18 protein-coding genes are annotated in these 23,970 nt (G+C 60.4%); 6 read left to right on the plus strand and 12 right to left on the minus strand.

Annotated elements, in window-relative coordinates:
* Positions 1-232: 232 nt before the first annotated feature.
* The 4 genes from ACWR1S_RS18635 to ACWR1S_RS18650 all read left to right on the plus strand — a co-directional run bounded on the left by ACWR1S_RS18635 (position 233) and on the right by ACWR1S_RS18650 (position 3,208).
* Complete coding sequence (locus ACWR1S_RS18635; protein WP_454564513.1) at positions 233-1,558, plus strand: APC family permease; 1,326 nt, start codon at positions 233-235, stop codon at positions 1,556-1,558.
* 68 nt (positions 1,559-1,626) lie between these two features.
* The gene (locus ACWR1S_RS18640) at positions 1,627-2,046 is read left to right on the plus strand and encodes an NUDIX hydrolase (protein WP_454564514.1); all 420 of its coding nucleotides are present in this window, start codon (positions 1,627-1,629) and stop codon (positions 2,044-2,046) included.
* A 23-nt stretch (positions 2,047-2,069) separates the two neighbouring features.
* Positions 2,070-2,708 carry a LysE family translocator gene (locus ACWR1S_RS18645; protein WP_454564515.1) on the plus strand — a complete coding sequence of 213 codons (639 nt, stop codon included), beginning with the start codon at positions 2,070-2,072 and terminating at the stop codon, positions 2,706-2,708.
* A gap of 2 nt (positions 2,709-2,710) precedes the next feature.
* On the plus strand, positions 2,711-3,208 hold the full coding sequence (locus tag ACWR1S_RS18650; RefSeq protein ID WP_454564539.1) for an N-acetyltransferase family protein: 498 nt from the start codon (positions 2,711-2,713) through the stop codon (positions 3,206-3,208).
* Positions 3,209-3,332: 124 nt separating this feature from the next.
* Here ACWR1S_RS18650 and metR read toward each other — a convergent pair whose 3' ends face one another.
* Both metR and ACWR1S_RS18660 read right to left on the minus strand, forming a co-directional pair.
* Positions 3,333-4,250 carry a transcriptional regulator MetR gene (gene metR, locus ACWR1S_RS18655; protein WP_007916739.1) on the minus strand — a complete coding sequence of 306 codons (918 nt, stop codon included), beginning with the start codon at positions 4,248-4,250 and terminating at the stop codon, positions 3,333-3,335.
* A gap of 119 nt (positions 4,251-4,369) precedes the next feature.
* The gene (locus ACWR1S_RS18660) at positions 4,370-9,925 is read right to left on the minus strand and encodes a dermonecrotic toxin domain-containing protein (protein ID WP_454564516.1); all 5,556 of its coding nucleotides are present in this window, start codon (positions 9,923-9,925) and stop codon (positions 4,370-4,372) included.
* Positions 9,926-10,141: 216 nt separating this feature from the next.
* On the opposite strand from ACWR1S_RS18660, the gene ACWR1S_RS18665 reads away from it, so the two are divergent.
* The gene (locus tag ACWR1S_RS18665) at positions 10,142-11,176 is read left to right on the plus strand and encodes an alpha/beta fold hydrolase (protein ID WP_454564517.1); all 1,035 of its coding nucleotides are present in this window, start codon (positions 10,142-10,144) and stop codon (positions 11,174-11,176) included.
* Between the two features lie 176 nt (positions 11,177-11,352).
* Complete coding sequence (locus ACWR1S_RS18670; RefSeq protein WP_454564518.1) at positions 11,353-12,018, plus strand: DsbA family oxidoreductase; 666 nt, start codon at positions 11,353-11,355, stop codon at positions 12,016-12,018.
* A gap of 188 nt (positions 12,019-12,206) precedes the next feature.
* Here ACWR1S_RS18670 and ACWR1S_RS18675 read toward each other — a convergent pair whose 3' ends face one another.
* From ACWR1S_RS18675 to ACWR1S_RS18720, 10 genes are all read right to left on the minus strand, one after another.
* Positions 12,207-12,545 carry a GlpM family protein gene (locus tag ACWR1S_RS18675; RefSeq protein WP_454564519.1) on the minus strand — a complete coding sequence of 113 codons (339 nt, stop codon included), beginning with the start codon at positions 12,543-12,545 and terminating at the stop codon, positions 12,207-12,209.
* An 11-nt stretch (positions 12,546-12,556) separates the two neighbouring features.
* Positions 12,557-13,885, minus strand: coding sequence for a two-component response regulator AauR (gene aauR / locus ACWR1S_RS18680; protein ID WP_454564520.1), 1,329 nt, complete (start codon positions 13,883-13,885; stop codon positions 12,557-12,559).
* Entirely contained in the window at positions 13,882-15,783 is a 1,902-nt protein-coding gene (gene aauS, locus ACWR1S_RS18685; protein WP_454564521.1) for a two-component sensor histidine kinase AauS, read from the minus strand. The genes aauR and aauS overlap by 4 nt, the downstream gene beginning before the upstream one ends.
* A 170-nt stretch (positions 15,784-15,953) precedes the next feature.
* On the minus strand, positions 15,954-16,688 hold the full coding sequence (locus ACWR1S_RS18690; RefSeq protein ID WP_007963947.1) for an amino acid ABC transporter ATP-binding protein: 735 nt from the start codon (positions 16,686-16,688) through the stop codon (positions 15,954-15,956).
* Positions 16,685-17,356, minus strand: a complete 672-nt coding sequence (locus ACWR1S_RS18695) for an amino acid ABC transporter permease (RefSeq protein ID WP_003227756.1) — start codon at positions 17,354-17,356, stop codon at positions 16,685-16,687. Before ACWR1S_RS18695 ends, ACWR1S_RS18690 begins: the two co-directional genes overlap by 4 nt.
* Positions 17,356-18,102 (minus strand): amino acid ABC transporter permease, encoded by a 747-nt coding sequence (locus ACWR1S_RS18700; RefSeq protein ID WP_016986630.1) that lies wholly within the window; start codon positions 18,100-18,102, stop codon positions 17,356-17,358. Before ACWR1S_RS18700 ends, ACWR1S_RS18695 begins: the two co-directional genes overlap by 1 nt.
* 192 nt (positions 18,103-18,294) lie before the next feature.
* Positions 18,295-19,221: a glutamate/aspartate ABC transporter substrate-binding protein gene (locus ACWR1S_RS18705; RefSeq protein WP_077574373.1), complete on the minus strand. Its 927-nt coding sequence runs from the start codon at positions 19,219-19,221 to the stop codon at positions 18,295-18,297.
* Positions 19,222-19,483: 262 nt separating this feature from the next.
* Entirely contained in the window at positions 19,484-20,743 is a 1,260-nt protein-coding gene (gene mtr, locus ACWR1S_RS18710; protein ID WP_454564522.1) for a tryptophan permease, read from the minus strand.
* A gap of 151 nt (positions 20,744-20,894) precedes the next feature.
* The gene (locus tag ACWR1S_RS18715) at positions 20,895-22,223 is read right to left on the minus strand and encodes an amidase family protein (RefSeq protein WP_454564523.1); all 1,329 of its coding nucleotides are present in this window, start codon (positions 22,221-22,223) and stop codon (positions 20,895-20,897) included.
* 30 nt (positions 22,224-22,253) lie between these two features.
* Positions 22,254-23,963 (minus strand): FAD-dependent oxidoreductase, encoded by a 1,710-nt coding sequence (locus ACWR1S_RS18720; RefSeq protein WP_454564524.1) that lies wholly within the window; start codon positions 23,961-23,963, stop codon positions 22,254-22,256.
* Positions 23,964-23,970: the final 7 nt, after the last annotated feature.

Genomic DNA, 23,970 nt, shown 5'->3' on the forward strand with positions numbered 1-23,970 from the left:
GAACCGACCGAGTTGATTGTTCGAGGTACGCCGACCAGAAGCAACGGGTCGAACTCAGGTTTTACCCGATCGTTCCCACGCTCTGCGTGGGAATGCAGCCCGGGACGCTCCGCGTCCCAAGAGCGTCCATTGAGGCATTCCCACGCAGAGCGTGGGAACGATCAGCCACACCCGAAACATTCGCCGAACTCGGCTCTGCCATAAATCCAATAAAATTCGGAGTAAGTCGCCCATGGCTCGTTTGCAACGCACCCTTTCATTAGGGTCGGTGGTGCTGTTCGGCATCGCCTACATGACGCCGATCATTGTCCTCGGCACCTTTGGCATCCTCGCTCAGTCCACCGCCGGCATGGTCCCTGCCGCGTATCTGGCGGCGCTGATCGCGATGTTCTTCACGGCGATGAGCTACGGCCGCATGGCCGCCGCGTTCCCGGTCGCCGGTTCCGCTTACAGTTACGTGCGCAAGGCGATCAGCCCGAAACTCGGCTTCATCGCCGGTTGGGCAGTCTTGCTCGATTACCTGTTTCTGCCGATGGCGATCTGGCTGATCGGCGCGGCATATCTGGCCTCGGCATTCCCGTCGATCCCGCAATGGATCTGGGTGCTGGCGTTCATCGGCATCACCAGCGCAATCAACATCATCGGTCTGAAACTGGCCAACGGCATCAACGCCTTGCTGATGCTGGTGCAGTTTCTAGTGTTGATCGCCTTCGTCGCGTTGTGCGTGCACTACATCGGTGGCGATGCGGGCACACCGTTGTGGTCGATCAAGCCGTTCTTCAACGGCGACATGCAAATGCCGCTGATCATGAGCGGTGCGGCGATTGCCTGCTATTCGTTTCTCGGCTTCGACGCGGTCAGTACGTTGACCGAAGAAACCCGCGACCCACGCCGCACCATTCCGCGAGCGATCATGTTGATCACGCTGATCGGCGGGCTGATCTTCGTCGGCGTTTCGTACTTCGTGCAGATTGCGCACCCCTCGTTCCAGTTCGACAGTGTCGACTCGGCCGCCTATGAAATCGCGCGCAACATTGGCGGTGATCTGTTTGTGTCGATCTTTCTGATCGGTCTGATTGTCGGCCAGTTCGCCTCGGGGCTGTCGGCGCAGGCCAGTGGTTCGCGGTTGCTGTTCGCCATGGGCCGCGACGGCGTGTTGCCGAAGTCATTCTTTGGCACCTTGCACGCGCGCTTCGGCACACCGGTCAACAGCATCCTGCTGTGCGCCGTGGTGGCGTTGCTGGCGCTGAAACTCGACGTGACCACCTCGACCTCGTTCATTAACTTCGGCGCTTTCCTGGCGTTCAGCCTGGTCAACCTCTCGGTGATCTTCCATTACTGGATCGGCGGCGAGAAAAAAGGCCCGCGTGAGCTGGTGCTGTTTCTGGTTTTCCCGTTTATCGGGCTGGTGGCGGATTTGTGGCTGATGGTCAGCCTTGATCATCTGGCGGTGTATCTGGGTTTGAGCTGGCTGGCGATCGGCGTGGTGTACCTGGCGGTGCTCACCGGGGGCTTCCGTCGGCAACCGCCGGAGATGGATTTTCAGGAAGCGAGCTGAGCCTTGCGGCTTGGCACACGGTGGACCGGCGTGTGATCCTTGGCGCTTTTGCGCCAAGGGTTTTTCGTATGTCGACTGCTTCCACTATTCGCATTGCCGCTGCGCTGTTGCTCAACACTCAAGGGCAGACCCTGCTGGTGCGCAAACGCGGGACCACGGCGTTCATGCAACCGGGCGGCAAGATCGAGGCGCACGAGTTGCCGGTGCACGCGCTGGCGCGTGAGCTGGAAGAGGAATTGGGCTTGCAGATCGACCCGGCGCAGGCGGCATTTCTCGGGCAGTTTTCCGCCCCCGCGGCCAACGAGCCGGGTTGCGTTGTACAGGCGCAAATCTTTCAGCTGACGATCGATGTCGCCGTCACGCCGGCGGCAGAAATCGAAGAGGTGATCTGGGTCGATCCGGCCACTGATCCTGCTGTCGATCTGGCGCCATTGACACGCGACCTGATCCTGCCGTTTTATCGCAATTCGCTGAGCGCTATCGCCTGATCATCCACGCAAAGGACTTTGCCATGATCCCGCTGCAAGACTTGCTGATTTTCGCCGCTGCTGCACTGCTGATGGTGCTGACGCCGGGGCCGAACATGATCTATCTGATTTCGCGTTCGATCTGTCAGGGGCGCAAGGCCGGGGTGACGTCGTTGCTCGGCGTGGTGGCGGGGTTCTTTGTGCATCTGTTTGCGGCGGCGGCCGGTTTGACCGCTGTGTTTCTTGCGGTGCCTATGGCCTACGAAGTGCTGAAATGGGCCGGTGCGCTGTACCTGTTGTGGCTGGCCTGGCAAGCGGTGAAACCCGGGGCCCGCTCGCCGTTCGAAGCGCAGCAATTGCCGGCGGACTCGTCGCGGAAGTTGATCACCATGGGCTTTCTCACCAGCGCACTGAACCCGAAAATTGCGGTGTTCTATCTCTCGGTGTTCCCGCAATTCATCACGCCAGAACACGGTTCGGTGTTCAGCCAAAGCATCATTCTCGGCCTGACCCAGATCAGCGTCAGTTTCTGCGTGAATTTGCTGATCGCGCTGTTCGCGGCGGGCATTGCTTCGTGGTTTGTGCGCAACCCGACATGGCTGACACTGCAGCGTTACTTCATGGGGTTTGTCCTCGGTGGTCTCGCTGTACGGCTGATGCTTGAGCAACGCAGGACGGCATGAGCATGTGGATCGAACGGCTGGACGCCACGCATGCCCTGGCCTATCGCGAGCTGATGCTCGAAGCCTACGACCGTCACCCGCAGGCGTTCACCTCCAGCGTGCGCGAACGGGCGGTGATGCCATTGAGCTGGTGGGAGGGGCGCCTGACCAGCAAACTCGATGTGGTGCTTGGCGCGTTTGAAGCCGGCACGCTGGCCGGCATCGTCGGCCTGGCGTTCGAACCGCGCGAGAAGGCTCGTCACAAGGCCACGTTGTTCGGCATGTACGTGTCGGCGGATTTTCGCCAGCACGGTCTGGGGTATGAGCTGGTGCAGGCGGCCATTGCCGAAGCGCAAACCCACCCAGCGTTAAAACTCATCCAATTGACCGTCACGGCTGGCAATGACGCCGCGTTCAATCTCTATCAGCGCTGCGGCTTCATCCAGTTCGGCCTCGAACCGCTGGCGGTGCGAGTGGGAGAAGACTATTTCGACAAGGTCCACATGTGGCGCGAGATCTGATTTCACACTGATCCCTGTGAGAGCGAGCCTGCTCGCGAAAGCGATGTGTCAGTCAGTAATGATGTGTCTGACCCACCGCATTCGCGAGCAGGCTCGCTCCCACAGAGTTCGCGCTGTACTTGAGTCAGCGCACCGCGCTGACACCGTCCAGGGTCGAAAACGAGGTGTCCTTGGCCGTCAGCAGAAAATCGCGCATGTACGGTGCATCGAGCATGTCGGTGCGGATCGCCGCGTACAACGTCGCGAACAAGCCTTTTTCCCCCAGCCGTTTGCCTTTCACGTAACCGCGCGAGCTGTATTCATGCAGCGCCCAGTGCGGCATGCCGCAGACGCCACGGCCGCTGGCGACCAGTTGCATCATCATCACCGTCAGCTCCGAGGTGCGCACCTGCGCCGGTTCAATGTCGGCAGGTTCCAGAAAGCGCGTGAAGATGTCGAGGCGGTCGCGTTCCACCGGATAAGTGATCAGGGTTTCCGTGAGCAAGTCTTCGGGGACGATGTACGGTTTGCTCGCCAATGCATGCTGATTGGCCACCGCGAGCATGGCTTCATACGTGAACAGCGGCACATAGGTGATGCCGGCGATTTCCAGCGGATCGGAGGTCACCACCAGATCGAGATCGCCACGGGCCAGCGCCGGCAACGGCGCGAAGGCGAAGCCCGAGGCAAGGTCGAGTTCGACTTCCGGCCAGGCATCGCGGAACTGGTCGATGGTCGGCATCAGCCACTGGAAACAACTGTGGCATTCGATGGCCATGTGCAAACGCCCGGCAGTGCCACCGGCCAGACGGCCAATGTCACGTTCGGCGGCGCGCAGCAACGGCAGGGTGGCGTCGGCCAGTTGCAGCAGGCGCAAACCGGCGCTGGTGAAACGCACCGGTTTGGTCTTGCGCACGAACAAGGCCATGCCCAGCCGTTCCTCGAGCTCCTTGAACTGATGAGACAGCGCCGACTGCGTCAGGTGCAGGCGGTCGGCGGCGTCGACAAGGCTGTCGGCTTCACGCAGGGCGTGCAGGGTTTTCAGGTGGCGGATTTCAAGCACCGAAGGCTCCATGAGGAAAACTTGTGGTCAACACAAAAAGGTTGAGTTTGTCTCATGATCGCCCGGCTGTCGACACGGGTGTCGGTCGCCCTGGCAAAGCTTCAAGCCCCCTGACGCTTTCAGACCTCCTCGAAAAAACTCAAAACCGCCGATTGCTTGCCAATCTTCGAATACGGCAGGGTGGCATCGTCGGCGTGGGTCAGGAAGCGGTGTTCGCGCAGTTTCAGGTGAGCGGTTTCGAAGCGGCGAAACGGCGCTGTTGCACTGTGGTAATGAAAATGCGCATACCACACCGCAACGGCAGGCTGCGCGAAGAGATTCCAGATCTCGTATTCCTGCATGTAGTCCGGATGGCCCTGGTGCCTGCCCAAGTGCTTGATCGGCTGCGTGCGGCGTATCTCCACGGCATGCTGGCCGATGAGGTCGTAGAGCATGCCATCGGTAGGATTCTGGCTGGTCAGCGAGCGCTCCGTGCGCAGCGTACGCCCGGCAATCTTCAGTTCCGCCGCGCGGTCGCGCAACGTCTGAATGATCGGGTGCTGCGCAGATTTTACGGCGATACGGTCGGCGCGGGTGCTGAGTTCACCTGCCTGGCTGTCCATCATGTGCTGCAGGTCGACGGGGAGCATGCCGGTGTCGGCATTTCTCACCACCGTAGCCCGGTAAGCGGCCACATTATCCAGTCGGTGCTGTGCTTCGCTGACCAGCGTGGGCAGACTCAACTCGGCGGGTGAGCGAGCGATTGTGTTCTGCGGGTTGGTCAGGCGCATTCGACCATCGGTGCCTTGTTCCCAGATTTCCTCATGGCCTGCCGGCCCCGTGCATTTGTATCGACGGATCTGGGTCACGTTGTCCCATTGCTCAATGCCATGCCGCAATTGATTGTCGTCTGTGGTGAACACGCGTTGCAGAGGCCGCCCCGCGACCCTTGGCTCGGGCGGCGTGTTGATTGCGGCGCGCGCTCGATCCGCTAGCCGGTCAATGCCGTCCAGCAAGGGCTCGACCACGTCCAGATGGAAGAATTGCGGGTAGCTGGCGGTCCACACGCCCATCTCGCGACGAAAGCGCTCGCTCAGCTCGACACATTCCTGAAGCATCCGGTTTCGTTGGGCTGTTGTGGCCGCGATATTCGGCAGGTCGTACTGGCGGTACAGGACGCGATCGATGTCCAGGCGAAGCGGATCGGCAATCCCTAGAAAGTAGAGCCACGATGCATCGTCGGGGTTACTGGCTTGCTTGACGATTTCCAAGCGTTGGGAGGTCTTCAGGTAAAGCAAGACGCGATCGCTGTGTTGGGTATTGATGTTATCGACGAGCGCCGAGATCTTCGGCCGGTCCTTGGCCAGCATGCGCTCATACCAGTGATTGACCTGCTCCTTGAGCGTTTCGATATGGTCGAGCTTTTTCACGATCTCGACGCGCAATACGCGTATTTCTTCCATGAGGCTCAGACGGTGAGGCAGTGTGCCGAGCGGCAAAGTATCGCGAACCTTCTTCAGTTCTTTGATTTGCAGGGTCATGGCACGAACGCTGTGCGATGCATGAATCGCGCGGCGCCTGTGGCGATCAGTCAATAGCCATGCAGCCTTGCCTTGCATATCGGCGACCTCCCGACGTTTCCTGCCATGGGTCAGCGCAGTCAAGTCGGTCAATGTCTGATAGCGCTGCCTGGCCAATTGGATATCGCCAGTGCAAGCGGCTTCGACCGCCGGCCACATGGCCGGGCGTTCCGCTTCAGTCGCTACGCGGTAAGCGTTGAGGATCAAATCACTTTGTGTGCCCCTCGCCTGCATTTGGTCTGCCAGGTCATCAGCGGCGGTAGTCAGTTGATGGTGACGGCGGTAATTTCGATCCACCAGCCAGCGCGGCAAGCGTTGGCGAATCACCGGCGGCCAGTAAGGATCCAGCGTATCGGCCACGCGCCCGACGACATTGCCACCCGCCGTCAGGCCGCCGTCAAAGGTCGTTCCGTAAACGCCGAACCAGGTGTCCCAGCGCCCGGTTTCATCCAGTGCGATCGGTTGCTTGTAGGTTTTTCGCGAGTTGCCGGACAGGCGCCACTGGCGCGAGTCTTTGCTCAACTCAACCTGGTAGAGGCGGCCCTGACGTTCGATGAAGTCGCCGTCGGCATGCCGGTAGACACCACGGTAGACGCCATGACTGGCCGGCACTGTGCCTGCCAGTGAAATCGGTTTTTCATATTCGTAATCCTTGAAACGCGCCAGCACATGTCTGGCCTGGCGCTGCGTCTTGCCGTGCAGGGCCGCGACGTTGCCGACCAGAGCGTGGAGTTGGCGAGCCTGCGTCAACGCGCGTGTCGTCCGAGAGAGGGTCGAGGCCACCGCTTCGCCCGGGAGCAGATCCATGAGTGCGTCGATCAACGACAGCAGCATGGACTCGATTTCCGCCAGACCGTCAGCGACTTCACCCCGCAGGAATGCGGTGACGGCCTGATTGGCGGCGGTCCAGGCCTGATACAGCGCCAGCACACTGCCGACAAAAGGCACCATGCCCAGCGCCATTTTTATGTAGTTGAAGGCGCGTGGGCCTTTCAGGGCGTAGCGCTCGAAGAACAGCGCATCGTTGGAACGTGACGTACCGCGATGAGCTTCGATCAGGCGCCCCTCGTGCGCATCGAGCAGGTGCGCGGCCAGCGAAGTACTCGCTGGCCAGCGCACGCCGACTTCGATAATGGCATCGAAGTTTTTTTCCACGGCCTGACCGATACGGCTGACGTGGGCTCTGACGTTGCCCTGCAAAGCTCTGTTCGCCAGGTACTCGATCCACTTGTCACTCCCGCACAGGGTGAACAACCCTTTGCGCGCCGCTTCGAGCGTGTCGTAGCGGCGGAAAAACTGCCCGTCGTGGCTATCCGGCAAGTACAACAGGGTGACGCCGCTGATCTGTTCTTCGATGAAGCTGACGCCGGACAGCGTCACCGGGCCTGCGCCGGGCGTGTCCTTGCCACCGACTTTCAGAGCCACTGGCAACAGCACAATACGCTTGCCGTTGGCGCGCCACGCTTCTTCGGTATTGGCATCCATGGCGATGTTCAGTAACGCTGACTCGTCACGGCTGAGGTGTTTTTGCAGGCGCGCATTGTCGCTTTGGATCTTGAGCATCAGGCGCCAAGGCTCAATCAGGCTTTCCCGGCGATGTTGTTTGACGAAGTCCGACTCGCTGGCCGCGCCCCTGAACGCGTCGCGGATCTTCTGCTCATAGGCCTTGGGCAGGTCGAGTTCCGGCAGGACTTTGCGCAGGTAGGTCAGGTTGATGCCTTCGAGCAGACGCGTGCGATCCTTTTTCAGTGTCGCGGTGACGTCCAGTCGCAGGAAGATCAGACGCTGCGACAGCGAGTCGTTGAGTACTGAATGCACATTATCGATATTGAGCTGGGCCAGGTCTTCGAGGGACATTTTGCTGCGGGCTTTACTGGGCACAATCACCGTCTTCTTCCGGACGCCACCCGGTCCCGACTCGGGGACTTGTTCGGTTTTGGTCGAGTCGGGGAAGTCGACCTGCACGGAAAAGTGTCCTTCCAGTGCAAAATCCTTGCGCAGTCGCGCGTACAGATGGCGCCGGGAGAAGTCGTCACGCGGTTCCAGGGCGAGGGTCATGAGCGCGTGGCTTTGGCGCATCGCCGCGATGTACGCCTCGATGTTTTGTTTGAGCTCGCTGCGCTCGTTCTCCTTCAGTTTGATCAGCCATTCCGGCAGATGACCGGCAAGGGTGGCGCTGCGTTCCTGCTCTTGCAGGTGAGTGAAGGACAGGCTTCTGGCGGCGTTAACCGGCACCTGCAGATTGGCCAGGCAGCCTTGGCGCAGAATTTCCAATGCGTCGGCCTGTGCGGGTTTTCCGCGCAGGTCTGTCGCCTTCGTTTCGAAGTCGGCCATCAACTTATCGAGACAGTGGTGCAGCGGGTCCGTGGTCAGGGGGCTCAGTTGCAAAGCCAACTCGCTGTCCTGATCCTGAATCCTGAACACCTCGCGCTCCAGTGTGCGGCGATCGGCGAAGCGTTGCAGGCCACCGCCGACGCCAGGCCAATAGAGCAACAGACTGGCGCTTGACGTGCTGTCCGACAGTGCGGCCTGACGAGCGATCACCAGCACGCCCTTGAGCGTTTCGCTCTGCGTGGTGGTGACCCCGTCTTTCGTGGCGGTCAGCGACAAGGTCAGGGTGGCGGCGCAGAAGTCAGCGTCGCGTTCGGCGACGACGGGTTTATCCAGCACCGTTTTGAGCAGATCGTGCTCGGCGCTGTCGAGTTGTCCCAGTGCCGCTTGTAGCCGAGCTTCGGCGTGCAAGCCGTCCTTGTGCGCCCGTTGCAGGGTTTTGAATGTCGAATTGAAGGCGGCCACGTCAGTGGTGCTTTCGCGGTAAAGCAGCGATGTGGCAGCGGTCTCGGCGGTTTGTTCGGCGGTCTCCAGTGATGTGAGTGCGTCTTTGCACTGTCGGTAGCGGGAGCCGTCGCTGTCGTTGTCCAGCAAACGTGCGAGTGCCTCGCGCTCGCGCTTGAGCGCTGCCTGGCGTACGACCATTGGAATAGTGGCCGACAGGCTGCCGAACAGCGGTTTTTCAGCCACTTCCAGATCGTTGGCGACCCGCAGCGGTTTCGGCGGCGCCGCCACAATATTCGCGCTGCTGCGCTGATGATCGATCAGGTCGGCATGCACCAGCGATTGTGCTCCGTGCGCTCTTATTCCGGGTTTGTTCTTGTTGGACATGCTCAAGGTATTGAGCTGGGCGTGATTTCTGTCGGCGAACAGATCGCTTGCCCCTGTGACCATCGGATCGTCGGCAGCGCTGTAGTCAACGCGCAGGATTTCCTTGGGCAGGCCGGTGGGGACCTGTACCTGACCGGCCAGCCATGTTTGCAGGTCTGCGCGGTTCTTGAAGGCCTGGATCGATACCGGCCTGCCGGGCAGATACAGCAACGGCGCCGCCGTGGCCAGATCGCCCATGCTGATGACCCACGCCCCCGGTAGTTTGACTTTGCTGCCGTTGCTCAGCACCAGTGCCGGTTTTTCTGTGTGCACGGGTTGACCCTCGAAGGTCAGTGCACCAGCAACTGAATCGATGATCTGTTGCAGGAGTTTGAATTGCTTAGCGGTAATGGCCTGGTTAGCGAGGGCCGTGTGCGCAGTGGCTTCGAAATGCGCCCGGTAAAGCTGCGTGGCGCGCAGGCTCCGTGACACCGGCGTGCGTGGCGCGCGCGCTTTCCAGAATGATTGCCAGCGCGCAGCGTGACTTTGCCTCGGATCGAGCGATTTGAATTTTTCAAGGAGTTGCAGCGGTTTCAACGTGTACAACGCGTGATTTTTGCTGATGCCGGTGACGTGGCAACGCTGATCCAGATCGGTTTCCAGCGTCGGCTGTTGAACAACGTAGGCACAGGCATCGGTGAGGCTGACGATATGTTCCGGTTGCTCGTGGGTGGCAGCAAAGTGCAAATGCGTGTGTTCGCCCTCCAGTTGCAGTTGTTGTCGCAGTAGCTCATTGAACGTGTCGCGCAGGGCGGGGCTGGCGGCAAACAATTCACGCAGACCTTCGCTGGCGGCGCGCCAACGTTCGCTGGCCTGCAGCAGCAGACTGTCGTCGGTCACTGGCGGCAAGTGCCTGGCGTCCGTGGGCAGAGGTGAGGGGGCGGAGGATTCATCCAGACTGAGGCGATCGGGCATGGTGGCATGACTCGCTTGGGGAGCGGGTAATCCGCTCTGGAACGTGTCATTCAAGAGAAATCGCCTACGGCGATGGTGGTACATAGATATTGTTTGCAACCCACCTTCGTGACCGCTCGGCACTCTTCATCAAACTGTCATCGAACTGTGGCGGCGCGCTTGTACAAACTTCATCAGACTCGCGCTCTACTGGGGTTCTGCGTTTCGGTGTTTTTCATGGCTAAGGGTTTTTTATCGGTCGCGGCTGTATTGGTCGCGATTTTTTTCGCTCCGTCATTGTTTGCGGCGGCGCGCTGCGATGTGAATGTGCCGACCGAGCACGTCGATCTGCAGCAGGTGAGCATTGCTTATCAGAGCGTCGGTCGCGCATCGGATCCGGCGTTGTTGCTGGTGATGGGCCTGGGCGGGCAGTTGATCCACTGGCCGGACGAAGTGGTGGTTGCGCTGTGTCAGCAGGGCTTTCGGGTGATTCGCTACGACAACCGCGATGTCGGCCTGTCGACCTGGCGTCAGGCGCCGGTCGAGGCCAACCTGACCTTTGAAGTGCTGCGCTACAAGCTCGGCCTGCCGGTGGCGGCGCCGTACAGCCTGACCGACATGGCTGACGACGCGCTGGGTTTGATGGACGCGTTGCACGTCGAGCAGTTTCACGTACTGGGCGCCAGCATGGGCGGGATGATCGCCCAGCACATGGCGGCGATGGCGCCGCAGCGGGTCGAAAGCCTGACGTTGATCATGACGACGTCTGGCGCCGAAGGCTTGCCGGCACCGAGTGCGGCGCTGGTGCAACTTCTATCGCGACGCGGCGCGCCGAATCGTCAGATGGCACTGGAACAACAGGCGGATTTGCTCGCGGCACTCGGCAGCCCGGCGGTCGCCGATGATCGGCAGGCTCTGCTGCATCAGGCTGCGCTGTCGTATGACCGGGCGTTCAACCCCGAAGGCGTGAAACGGCAGATCATGGCGATCCTCGCCGAGCCGAGTCGGGTGGCGTTACTCAACCAATTGCGCGTGCCGACGCTGGTGGTGCATGGCACGGCGGACCCGTTGTTGCCGGTGATGCACGGTGTGCATCTGGCGGCGCATATTCGCGGCAGTCAGTTGAAGCTGATTCCGGGGCTGGCCCATCGTTTTCAGGAGGCATTCAAGGAACCGTTGCTGGCGGCGGTGCTGCCGTATTTGCAGCAGCACCGAGAGGACACTTCGCATTGGGCGCAGATTGAGCCGGTGGTGGGCGGGAATCTGCTGTAACCAAAAGTGGGCGGTGTTGTTATGGCCCCTTCGCGAGCAAGCTCGCTCCCACATTTGGAATGCGTACCCCTGTGGGAGCGAGCTTGCTCGCGAAGGGGTCGTTACAGTCACTACAAAACCCAGCCCGGGTGTATCGTGCAAACTTTCCCGCACGATTTCCCCCCGCGAGGTGTGTGATGAGTTCTGCCTTGAAAATCGATTTTGTCAGCGACGTCTCCTGCCCGTGGTGCGTCGTCGGTTTGTATGGCCTGCTGGAAGCGCTGCAGATCCTGAGCAACGAAGTGCAGGCCGAGATCCGTTTCCAGCCCTTCGAACTGAACCCGAAAATGGGCGTTGATGGGCAGAACATTGCCGAGCATATTCAAGAGAAGTACGGCTCGACGCCGGAGCAATCGCAGAAGAATCGTGAAGCGATCCGCGCTCGGGGTGCTGAACTGGGGTTTACTTTTCGCACTGATGGCAATAGCCGTATTTACAACACCTTTGATGCGCATCGTTTGCTGCATTGGGCGGGGCTTGAGGGTTTGCAGTTGCCGTTGAAGGAGGCGCTGTTCAAGGCGTATTTCAGTGAGGGCGGCAATCCGTCGGATCATCGGCAACTGGTGCAGATTGCTGAAGGTGTCGGGCTGAATCGCCAGCGGGCCGAGGCTGTACTGGCGTCGGACGAATTCGCCGATGAGGTGCGTGAGGAGGAGCAGTTGTGGCTGCAGCGCGGGGTGAGTTCGGTGCCGACGGTGGTGTTCAACGGGCAGTATGCGGTGACGGGTGGGCAGCCGGTGGAGACGTTTGTCGGGGCGATTCGGCAGATTATGGCTGACGCCCGGGGTGGTGCCGTCAACTGAAAAGCTAAAAGCCCCTCACCCTAGCCCTCTCCCGGAGGGAGAGGGGACTGATCGAGTTGTATTTGGCTATCCGCCGACCTGATGCATTGAGTCGATTATGGATTCGGTACAGCACTTTCACGTCGACGGAGATCTTCAATATTCAGCGGTCGGCCCCCTCTCCCTCTGGGAGAGGGCTGGGGTGAGGGTCAGCTGTGCAACCGTACCCAAACCGTCACCAACACGGTGGCGGCCATCAACCAGGCCACCGCCGCCACCGCCAACGAAGCCTCCAGCCGCAACCGATCCACCATCACATACAACGTCGCCAGATACACAAAGTACGGAATGATCGACCACATCCCGAATACGATCGTGGTCTTCAGATCCTCAACCGAACGCCCCTTGCCAACGATGTAATGCGCAATCAGCGCAAACGTCGGAAACAGCGGTACCAGCCCCGCGATGTAATAGTTTCTGGTCTTCGACAGCGCGGCGATGATCAACACTACCGCTGCGCCCAACAAGGCTTTGAAAAACAGATCCACTTCGTTCTCGCTTAATGGCTCAGGCCGTACTTTTTCACTTTGTCGAACAGCGTGGTCTTGGCCATGCCCAGTTCCAGACTCGCCTGAGTCAGGTTGCCGCCGCTGCGTTGCAGGGCATCGCTGAGCAGGTTGCGCTCGAACGCTTCCACCGCTTCGGCAAACGCCAGCCCTTGTCCGCCACTGTTGGCGCCCGTCTTTTTGAAAGCGGGCAAACCGAGGGCAAAACGTTCGGCGACATTGCGCAGTTCGCGCACGTTGCCCGGCCAGTCGTGGCTCATCAGGTTCGACAGGGTCTGGTTGTCCAGCTCCGGCAGCGCGCGATCAAAGCGCAGGGCCGACTGCTGGGTGAAGTGTTCGAACAGTTGCAGGATGTCTTCACGGCGCTCGCGCAGCGGCGGCAATTCCAGCGTCACCACGTTGAGGCGGTAGTACAAGTCGCTGCGAAATTCGCCGGCCCTGCTCGATTCGTCGAGGTCGGATTTGGTCGCCGCGATTACCCGGCAATCCACCGCCACGCTCTGGTTTGAACCCAGGCGTTCGAGGGTGCGTTCCTGCAACACGCGCAGCAGTTTGATCTGCAACGGCAGCGGCATGCTTTCCACTTCGTCGAGGAACAATGTGCCGCCGTCGGCGTGTTCGATCTTGCCGATGCGACGCTTGCCGGCACCCGTAAACGCGTTGGCCTCGTGGCCGAAAATTTCGCTTTCGAAAAGGTTCTCCGGCAGGCCGCCGCAGTTCAACGCGACGAACTGCTTGCTGTGCCGGCGGCTGAAGTCGTGCAGGCAACGGGCGACCAGTTCTTTACCGGTGCCGGTCTCGCCTTCGATCAGCACGTTGGCCGAGGTGTCGGCGACGTTGGCGATCAGTTCACGCAGGTTCTGCATGGCTGGCGAACGACCGATGATTCGTCCTTCAAGAGAATCGCGCTCGGCCAGTTGCCGGCGCAACGACGACACTTCGCGAGCCAGACTACGTTGCTCCAGCGCCCGCCGCGCGACGTCGACCAGACGCTCCGGTGAGAACGGTTTCTCCATGAAGTCGTAAGCGCCTTTCTGCATCGCGCCAACGGCCATGGAAATGTCGCCGTGACCGGTGATAAGGACCACCGGCAGACTGCGATCGCGTTGCTTCAGGCGGGTCAGCAGTTCCAGGCCATCGATGCCCGGCAGGCGAATGTCGCTGATGACGATGCCGGCAAAATTGTCGCCGACACGCTCCAGCGCTTCCTCGGCACTGCCGACACCGACGCAGGGAATGTCTTCGAGGGTCAGCGCCTGTTGGCAGCCGAGCAGCACATGGGGGTCGTCTTCGACGATCAGCACACTGAGTTCTGGGTTCATATTGGCTCGGCAGGAGTAGGGCTTACCAACGGTAAACTGAGGACGAAGGTGGTGCCACCGCTGGCCGGGTGTTCGACACCCAGATGACCGCCGGTGGCAGCCGCGAGGCTGGCGGAAAGCGTCAGGCCCAGACCCAGGCCTTGTTCGCCGGGTTTGGTGGTGAAGAACGGTTCGAACAGATGCTTGCGCGCTTCGGCATCGACGCCATGACCGTTGTCGCGCACGCGCAGGCGATATTTGGCGTTGAATTCTTCGCCCTCCAGCCACAGTTCGGGCTGTGGTTGCGCTTGCATCGCATCGAGGGCGTTGCCGATCAGGTTGACCAGAATCTGTTCGAGACGGGTCTGGTCGATCTGCACCTGCACATCAATGAACTGCCGGTGAATGTCCAGCGTAGAACTCTCCACGCGCGCACCGAGCAATTGCAACGCGGCATCGACCGCTTTGCCGAGGCTGGCCTGGCCTTGATTGTCACCACGGCGGGCAAACGAACGCAGGCTGGCGGTGATCCGTCCCATGCGGTCGATCAGGTCATTGATGGTCTTGAGGTTAGTGCTGGCCACATCCAGCTGACCGCGTTCGAGAAAGCGTACGGTGTTGCCCGACAGCGTGCGCATCGCCGCCAGCGGCTGGTTCAGTTCGTGGGCAATGCTGGTCGACATCTGGCCGATGGCGGCGAGTTTGCCGGCCTGCACCAGTTCATCCTGAGCGCGGCGCAACGTCTCTTCGGCCTGACGGCGTTCGCGGATCTGGCTCTTCAGCCGCTCGTTGCTGGCGCGCAGGTCGGTGGTGCGTTCGGTAATCCGACGCTCAAGCTGATTGTTGGCTTCCTGCAAGGCTTCGCGGGCGGCGAGGCGGGTGGCGATGACCTTGCGCCGCTCGTTCCAGGCGATCAACAGGAAGGCCACCAGTGCGAAGGCGACGGCGACGAGAATGCCTTGATTGATCGCTTCACGGCGCAGGTCCTGCAACGGTGTGAGCAGGGTGAAATTCCACGGCGTGTCGCTCAGTGGCCGGGTCTGCGCGAGATAGCTGATGTCGTCCTCGCCGGACTGCACTTCGCTGTTGGCCGGGAAGGTGAGTTTCTCCACGCCTTCGGACAAGGTTTCGCGAGCCAAAGGTTGCAATTCGTTGAGCGGGAACCAGTAGTACTGCAGGCTGCGGGCGAGTTTTTCTTTGGTGGCTTCACTCAAGGGAATGACCGCTTTGAGGCGCCGGGCCGGATCGCTGGAGAGAATGATGATGCCGTTCTCATCGCTGACGAAGGCTTCCAGACGCGCCCGCTGCCAACGTTCTTCCATGGCTTCCAGGCGCACTTTGACCACGGCGACGCCGATGATCTTGCCGTGCTCTTCGAGGCCGTGGGCGAGGTAGTAACCGGGTTCACCGTTGGTACTGCCGATGCCGTAGAACCGCCCGGGTTCGCCACGGATGGCTCTCTGGAAGTAGGCGCGAAAGGACAGGTCTTCACCGAGGTAACTGTCGACATCGCGCCAGTTGCTGGTGGCCATGACGCGGCCAGTGGTGTCCATGACGTAAATGGCCCGACTGCGGCTGCGCCGGTTCAGGCCTTCGAGGTAATCGTTGACCTTTTGTCGGTGTTCCGGGGTCGGCTCGGCCAGCAACTGCGACACACTGGTTTCGAGTTCCAGCAGGCTGGGCAGGTAGGTGTATTTGCTGATCTCGCTTTCGACCGCGCGGGCGTGCAGTTCCAGCTGACGCTGGCCGTTTTCGCCGAGGCTGCGGATACCGAAATGTTCACTGGTCCAGAAGCCGATGAAGCCCAGACCGATCATCAGGGCGATGATCAGCGGCGGCAGAAACAAATGACGAATCAGACGGGGTTTCACGGCAAGTGATGGCGGCGCGGCGCGATAGAGATTGGGGTCGCATTTCATCACAGTTGCCTTGGGTCAACCACCACACTTGCAGGCTCACCGCTATCCCGGTGGGAGCGAGCTTGCTCGCGAAGAGGCCGGAGCAGTCAACATCGATGTTGAATGTCAGTCCGCTTTCGCGAGCAAGCTCGCTCCCACAGGGATCAGTGTGATGGCGCAAGTACTCGGTTTTAGTGCTGCAGGATTTTCTCGAGGAAGTGCTGCGCGCGTTCCGAGCGGGCACTGATGTCGCCGAAGAATTCCTCTTTCGGGCAGTCTTCGATGATCTTGCCGGCGTCCATGAAGATCACCCGGTCGGCCACTTTACGGGCGAAGCCCATTTCGTGGGTCACGCACATCATGGTCATGCCTTCGTGGGCCAGTTGCACCATCACGTCGAGCACTTCGTTGACCATCTCCGGGTCCAGCGCCGAGGTCGGTTCGTCGAACAGCATGACGATCGGGTCCATCGCCAGCGCCCGGGCAATCGCCACACGCTGTTGCTGACCGCCGGAGAGTTGCCCCGGGTGCTTGTGAGCGTGCGCCGACAGGCCTACGCGCTCGAGCAGTTGCAGACCTTTCTTGGTCGCCTCTTCCTTGCTGCGGCCCAACACCTTGATCTGCGCGATGGTCAGGTTTTCGGTGATGGTCAGGTGCGGGAACAGTTCGAAATGCTGGAACACCATGCCCACGCGCGAACGCAGTTTCGGCAGGTTGGTCTTCGAGTCGGCAATTGAGGTGCCGTCGACGACGATGTCGCCTTTCTGGAACGGCTCCAGCGCGTTGACGCACTTGATCAGGGTCGATTTGCCGGAACCCGACGGGCCGCAGACCACGATCACTTCGCCTTTTTTGACCTCGGTGCTGCAATCAGTCAGCACCTGGAAGTCGCCATACCACTTGTTGATGTTTTTGATAGAGATCATACGGCGAACCTTTTTTGCAGACGCTTGACCAGCAGCGAGGCGGAAAAGCTGATGATGAAGTAGACGACACCGGCGAAGATCAGGAATTCGTTGGAACGACCGATGATGTCGCCGCTGGAGCGGGCGGAGTTGAGGAAGTCCACCAGGCCCACGGTGTAGACCAGCGAGGTGTCCTGGAACAGGATGATCGACTGTTGCAGCAGCAACGGCGTCATCTTGCGGAACGCCTGGGGCAGGATGATCAGACGCATGGTCTGGCCATAGGTCATGCCCATCGCTTGCGCGGCGGCCATCTGGCCTTTGGGGATCGACTGCACACCCGCACGGACGATCTCACAGAAGTACGCGGCTTCGAACATCATGAACGCCACGACGCAGGAGGTGAACGCGCCGATCGGCGTGTCTTCACCGGTGATCCAGCGCAGCACGAACGGCACCGCCAGGTAAAACCAGGTGATTACCAGCAGCAGCGGGATCGAACGGAAGTAGTTCACATAGGCGCCGGCCACCCGCGACAGCAGTTTGCTCGACGACAGGCGCATCAGTGCGAGGATTGTCCCCAGCACGATGCCGCCGACCACGCCCATGACCATCAACTGCAAGGTCATGACCATGCCGTTCCACAGGCCCGGAATAGCGGGGATGATGCCGCTGAAATCGAAGTCCATTATTTACCCCCCACGGAGATCAGGCCGGGCACCGCGACTTTCTTCTCGACCATGCGCATCAGCAACATCAGGCTCATGTTCAGGGTGAAGTAGATCAGCGTGGCCAGGGTGAAGGCTTCAAACAGGTTGGCCGAGAACTCGGCGGTCTGTTTGGTTTGCGCCAGCAGTTCCATCAGGCCGATCAGGGACGCCACGGAGGAGTTCTTGAAGACGTTGAGGAATTCCGAGGTGAGCGGCGGAATGATGATGCGGTAGGCCTGGGGCAGCAGCACGTTCCAGTAGATCTGCGGCAGCTTGAAGCCCATGGCGCGAGCGGCGGATTCCTGGCCGCGTGGCAGCGCCTGGATGCCGGTGCGCACTTGTTCGCAAACGCGGGCGGCGGTGAACAGGCCCAGGCACACGACAACGCTCAGGTAAGCCGAGGTGGTCGGGTTGAGGTCTTGTTTGTACCAGTCCTGCAGGTTTTGCGGCAGCAGGTCGGGTACCAGGAAGTACCAGATGAACAGCTGAACCAGCAGCGGCACGTTGCGAAACAGCTCCACGTAGCAGGTCGCGATGCCCGATACGATGCGGTTCGGCACCGTGCGCATGACCCCCAGAATGGAGCCCAGCAGCAAGGCGATGATCCATGCCACGATGGCAATGGCAATGGTCCAGCCCAAACCGGTGACGTACCAGTCGAGATAAGTCTCGCTGCCGACGCCGGTGGACTTGAAGAACACGCCCCAGTCCCAGTTGTAATTCATTAGGGTCTCCCCTCGAGATCGATCGATGTACAAGCACCCGCTTGGGGAAGATCCTTTCCCGCCTGACGTTGAACGTCAGGCACACGCGATCGGCTCGAAAACCGCCAGGTCGAGTGTTCCACAGTAAAGCCCGCAGGTAGTAACAGACGCCTGAGGGAGAGTGGCCCCTCAGGCAATAAGGTTAGTCAGGAATCAGATTTTTACGTCAGGCGCCGGCTTGTCGCTCGGGTTGGCGATCAGATCTTTTACCTTGTCGCTCATCGGGAAGTTCAGGTTCAGGCCTTTTGGTGGAACCGGGCTCTCGAACCACTTGCTGTAGATCTTGTTGATCTCGCCAGACTTGTACAGAGCGACGATGGCGTCATCGACAGCCTTCTTGAAGGCCGGGTCGTCTTTACGAACCATGCACGCGTAGGCTTCGAAGGACTGTGGCGTACCGGTGATGATCCAGTCAGCCGGTTTCTTGGCCTTGGCTTCTTCGCCGGCCAGCAGCGCGTCGTCCATCATGAAGGCAACGGCGCGGCCGCTTTCCAGCATGTTGAAGGATTCACCGTGGTCTTTGGCGGAAATGATGTTCATGCCCATCTGCTTGTCGGCGTTCATCGCTTTGATGATGCGCTCGGACGTGGTGCCGGCGGTGGTCACGACGTTTTTGCCTTTCAGGTCGGCAAAGTCAGCGTAGGACGGCTTGCCATCCTTGTCTTTCTTGACCAGCAGACGGGTGCCGATTTCGAAGATGTTGACGGTGAAGTCGACTTGCTGAGCGCGTTCGGCGTTGTTGGTGGTGGAGCCGCACTCGATATCCGCGGTGCCGTTCTGGATCAGCGGGATACGGGTCTGCGAGGTCACCAGGTTGTATTTGACCTGCAGGTCTGGCTTGTTCAGATCTTTTTTCAGGGCTTCAACGATGGCCACTTGAATGTCGTGGGAGTAGCCCACGGGTTTGCCGGAAGCATCCGCGATGTAGGAAAACGGAATGGAGCTGTCACGGTGAGCGAGCGTGATGGTGCCCGAGTCGTTGATTTTCTTCAGGGTGCCGGTGAGTTCGGCGGCGAAAACTGGCGTGCTGATCAGAGCGGCCGCAATGGCTGCGCCCAGGATATGGGGAACGATGCGCATCAAATTTTCCTCGACATTGTTTTTTTTATGGAGCCAGTTTGTCGGCCCTTTTGTGCTTCGAATGCCTGACGGCTCCTGAAGTGTTGGCGCAACAGGCATTCGTCGAGAGAGTGTAGAGCATGAGTCGTGCCAGACCAGTCGCTTATAGCTAACCTGATGATTTATAACGTTATTAAAGTTTTGTGGCGGTATTTTTCACCCTGACTGATCCGGTTAACCGAATCGACCGTGAAGTCGCGTTCGGAAAACCGAACGCGACGCCTCAGCGCCACACCGGCAGACAATCAAACACGAACAGCACATGGGACATCGCACAGATCACCCCGAACAACAGCACCAGAACGATCATTGGCGTGCCGCCCCACACGCGATAGCGCGGGCTGCCAAAACGCTTGCGCGAAGCCCGGGCCAGCAGCGCCGGGGTGATCACCGCCCACAATGTTGCCGCCAACCCGGCAAAACCGATGGCATGCAGAAAGCCTTCCGGCCAGAGAAAACCGCCGAGCATCGGCGGCCCGAACGTCACGGCTGCGGTCTGCAGGCGACCGAGGGGGCTGTCGTCGAACTTCAGTACATCGGCCAGGTAATCGAACAGGCCCAGGGTCACCCCGAGAAACGAACAGGCCACGGCGAAGTTGGAGAAAAACGTCAGCAGCAGATCGACATTGGCGCTGTTGAGCCGTGCCCCCAGGGCGCTGATCAACACATCAATGTTGCCGCCGCGCTGGGCGATGTCCTTGAACGTGTCGCGGGGAATATTGCCCATGCTGCACAGCATCCACACCAGATACAGCGCCAGTGCGATCAAGGTGCCGCCGACCAGGCAGGCGCGAATCCGCTGTGGGTCCTTGCCGTAATGCTTCATCAGGCTTGGCACATTGCCGTGAAAGCCGAACGAAGTCAGGCAGAAGGGCAGGGTCACCAGCAAATAGGGCCAGTAGTGGCTGTCGCCGCTGTTCAGATCAAGCAGCGTGGTGCTTTGCACATGACCCAGCAAACCGCCGAAGGTCAGAAAGAACGCGAGGATTTTGGCGCCGAACACCAGCGTGGTCATGCGACTCACCGCGGTGGTGCTGAGCCAGACGATGAACGCCACCAGCAGCGTGAACCCCAAACCGCCGGCGCGCGATGACAATTCAAGCCCGAAGGATTGCGCGGTGTGGTGAATCACTGAGCCGCTGGCGGAAATGTAGGCGTACGTCAGGGTGTAGAGGACAAACACAATGCTCAACCCGTTCAAACGGTTCCAGCCCCGGCCGAGCAGATCGCCGGTGATCGTGGAAAAACTCGCGCCTTCGCGGTAGTTCAGATTGGCTTCGAGGATCATCAGGCCTGAGTGCAAGGTGCAGAACCAGGCAAACAGCAGCACGGCGACGGAGCCGTAGAACCACAGTCCGGACATGATCACTGGCAGCGAGAACATGCCGGCACCGACGATGGTGCCGCCGATGATCATGGCGCCGCCGAGGATCGACGGCGCACGTTCGACAGCGGGAACGGAGGATATTGAGGTGACACGCATGGCAAGGCCCGCAATTTGAATTGTTATAGGTGCATCGACGCAAGGTCCCCTGTGGGAGCGAGCCTGCTCGCGAAAGCGGTCTGGCAGACGAAGTTGATGTCGACTGACACGACGCCTTCGCGAGCAGGCTCGCTCCCACCGGGATCGTGGTTTAGGCGATGTTGAGCAAACGAGCTAACCGTTGAACATTCGCCAGCAAAAAGCCGTCCTGCCCCGGCAGCGCATCGAACGACAAACCCACCGGCAACTCACCCACCGCCGCCACCGGAACGCTGATACTCGGCGCCGCCAGGTTGCTCGCCGGGTCGGTATTGCGCACGAAGGTCTCGAAGTGGCTCTCATCCGCGCAAGCGCTGAGCAGCGGTGCGCTGCAACTGACGGTCGGGTAAGCCAGCAGATCCAGTTGATGGCGGCTGAACAGGGCGCGGTATTCCTGCTCCAGACGCAGTTTGCTCATCAATGCCTGCACGTAGTCGGTGTAGGAAATCGCCGGGCTCTCCAGTTGGGCGGTGAGGATTTTCTTGATCGCCGGATCGCGAATCTGCGCGAGGATGTCGAGGAACTGTTCGCCGCGTCCGGCTTTCATCAGGAAGCGTGGAAAGTCGATGAAGAACTCATAGATCGGCAGCGGAAACTGAATGCTCTCGTTGATCTCGCCAATCACGGAATCGTCGACCGGCACGAAGATCACACCACGCTCGGCCAGCGTATCAATGGCCGCGCGGCAAGCGCGTTGCACGTTGTCAGCGAGGTCGGTCCAGAGAAAACGCTCGGGAATGCCAATGCGCAACGGTCGGGTTTCGGCCTGATGCAGGCTGCCGGTCAGTTGCGCGTGAACGAACTGGCAATCTTCCACCGTGCGGGTCAGCAGGCCCGGGGTGTCTTTGGTTTGTGACACCGGGACGATGCCGTCGGTGGGATACACGCCCGTAGTCGGACGAAACCCGACGATGCCGCAGAACGCCGCCGGGATACGCACCGATCCCCCGGTGTCGGTGCCGACCGCGCACGCCACCAGCCCGGCGGCGACGGCGGCGGCACAACCGCCGCTGCTGCCACCGGCGCTGTGGCGTTCGTTGGCGGGGTTGATCACGGCGCCATGAGAGTGGTTGGCCGAGGTCACGCCGAACGACAATTCGTGCATGTTGTTCTTGCCGACAATCTGCGCGCCCAATTGGCGAAAGCGCTCGACGATGCCGGCATCGGCCTGCGGCACATAGTCGGCCAGCCCGGGCGTGCCGGCGGTGGTCGGCATGCCGCTGACGTTGATGTTGTCCTTGAACGACACCGGCAGGCCATACAGTGCGCCGTCGCGGTCGGCCGCATTTGCCTTTAACGCTGACGGGTCGAAGGTGATGAAACTGTTCAGATGTTGCATCTGCACATGGCGCTCGCGCAGGGCGTGCTGCCAGGTGTTCGGGCAGTGTTGACCACTGCGAAAGCCGTTGACGAGCTGTTCAATTGAAAGCTGGCTGTACATGGATGATTCTCGGCGTGGAAAGGGACTGGGTCAGCAGTAGCGGTACTGCGAGTGCAAGTCATCGAGCGGGTTGCCGGCAATCAGGTCGCCGCCCAGGCTGCTGATCACCGCGCACGCGCCATTCAGCGCGGTCTGGATCGCGCCTTCGGCCCAGCCACCGGTGAACGAGGCGCCGCAACCGGCCAGGTACAAACCGGTGTCCTGTTGCGGATCGAGTGCGGTGCGGAACTGATAGAACAGGCGCTCGGAGTAAATGTCGTCGCCGGGGAAGTTCAGCTTGAATGCGCCGAGCGCGTGTTTGTCGGTCAGCCAGTCGTACTCCAGAACGTAGCGCTGGTAGTCACCGTCCAGCGGGAGCAGATGGCTGGCAAATTCCGCTGCGCTCATCGCCAACTCGTCGACCAGCCGCAGGCAACGCTGCACTTTGTCGGTCATCGAAACCATCTTGTGCGAGTCGTCTTCCCAGGTGTAACTGATCAGCACCACGCCCCAGGAATCAGGATCGTGCGGCGCGTAGTCGAGGCAATACACGCCCTTGACCAGGGTGTCGGTCTGGATGTTGTGCGCCAGGCCATGTTTGAGCCAGAACTTGTCCTTGGTCAGGATGAACAGTTTCGATGAACCGACCATGTGCGTTTCGTTGATCGCCCGCGCGACGTCGCGATTGACGAAGGCCTGGTTCTGCGTGAGCTTGAGGTTCACTTGCAGGGCGCGGGTCGTGGTGGTGGTGATCACCCGGTCGCAGGCGTAGGTTTCGCCGTTGCTGCCGGCCAGCAGAATCTCGCCGTGCGCACCTTTGTTGATCGATTCGATGCGTGTGCGGCAAATCATGTCGCGCACCTGAATACCGTTGAACTCGGTGTCGGCAATCCGTTCGGCCAGCGAGGAAATACCATTGGGCACCAAGCGCTGATTGACCTCCAGTGCATTCACCACCAGGCGCAGGATCTCGGTGAACGAGGCGCGGTACACCGACTGGAACCCGCCGGAGCCAATGCCCAGCGAGCCGAACAGATGGAAGTCTTCGGGCTTGCGCCACGGCTTGCCGCCCGGCGGCTTTTGGCCGGTGAAGATGCGCACCATCGCCGAGTAAAAGGAGCTGTCGCCGAAGCAGTCCAGATAGCGTTGCCACTCGGGCTGCACTTCGCAGTAATTGTGCTGCTTGAGCAGTTCGGTGATCAGCAGCGGTGGCGCCAGGCATGTGCCGTCATCGAGGGTGACGCCTTCGCTGAGAAACGCGATCCAGCCTTGGTGCACGGTGCTGAACAGCGCTGGCGGCGGTTGCATGGCCGCCCAGTGATGAGCTTCGCCGCGGTAGTGAATTTCAGTGTCGACGACGCCCGGGTCGGGAAACGCTTCGGTGGTCTGGATGCCGAAGCGATTGAGGTAATGAAACAGCCCGACTTCACTCGGCGGAAAGCGCATGGCGCCCATTTCTGCGATGAACTGTGGCTGTTGCTCATCAAAGCACTGCGTCAGCAGACGCCCGCCGACATGCTCAGGTTCGGCTTCAAACAATGTCACGCGACGCGCACCGGCGCGCAGCAGTTCGTAAGCGGCGACCAGCCCGCTGAGGCCGGCGCCGACGATGCCGATGTGTTTCTCGGCGGTTTCCGCCGGCAGGTATCCAATGGCCTCATCGGCACTGCGCAGGAACTGGCCATAGTCATACAGCAGATCGACGTAGGGAAAAGACAGGCACGCGGACGCCTGACTGACATCATGGGGAATAGGTTTCACAGGGGGG

The sequence above is a fragment of the Pseudomonas sp. AIG genome (assembly GCF_977020205.1).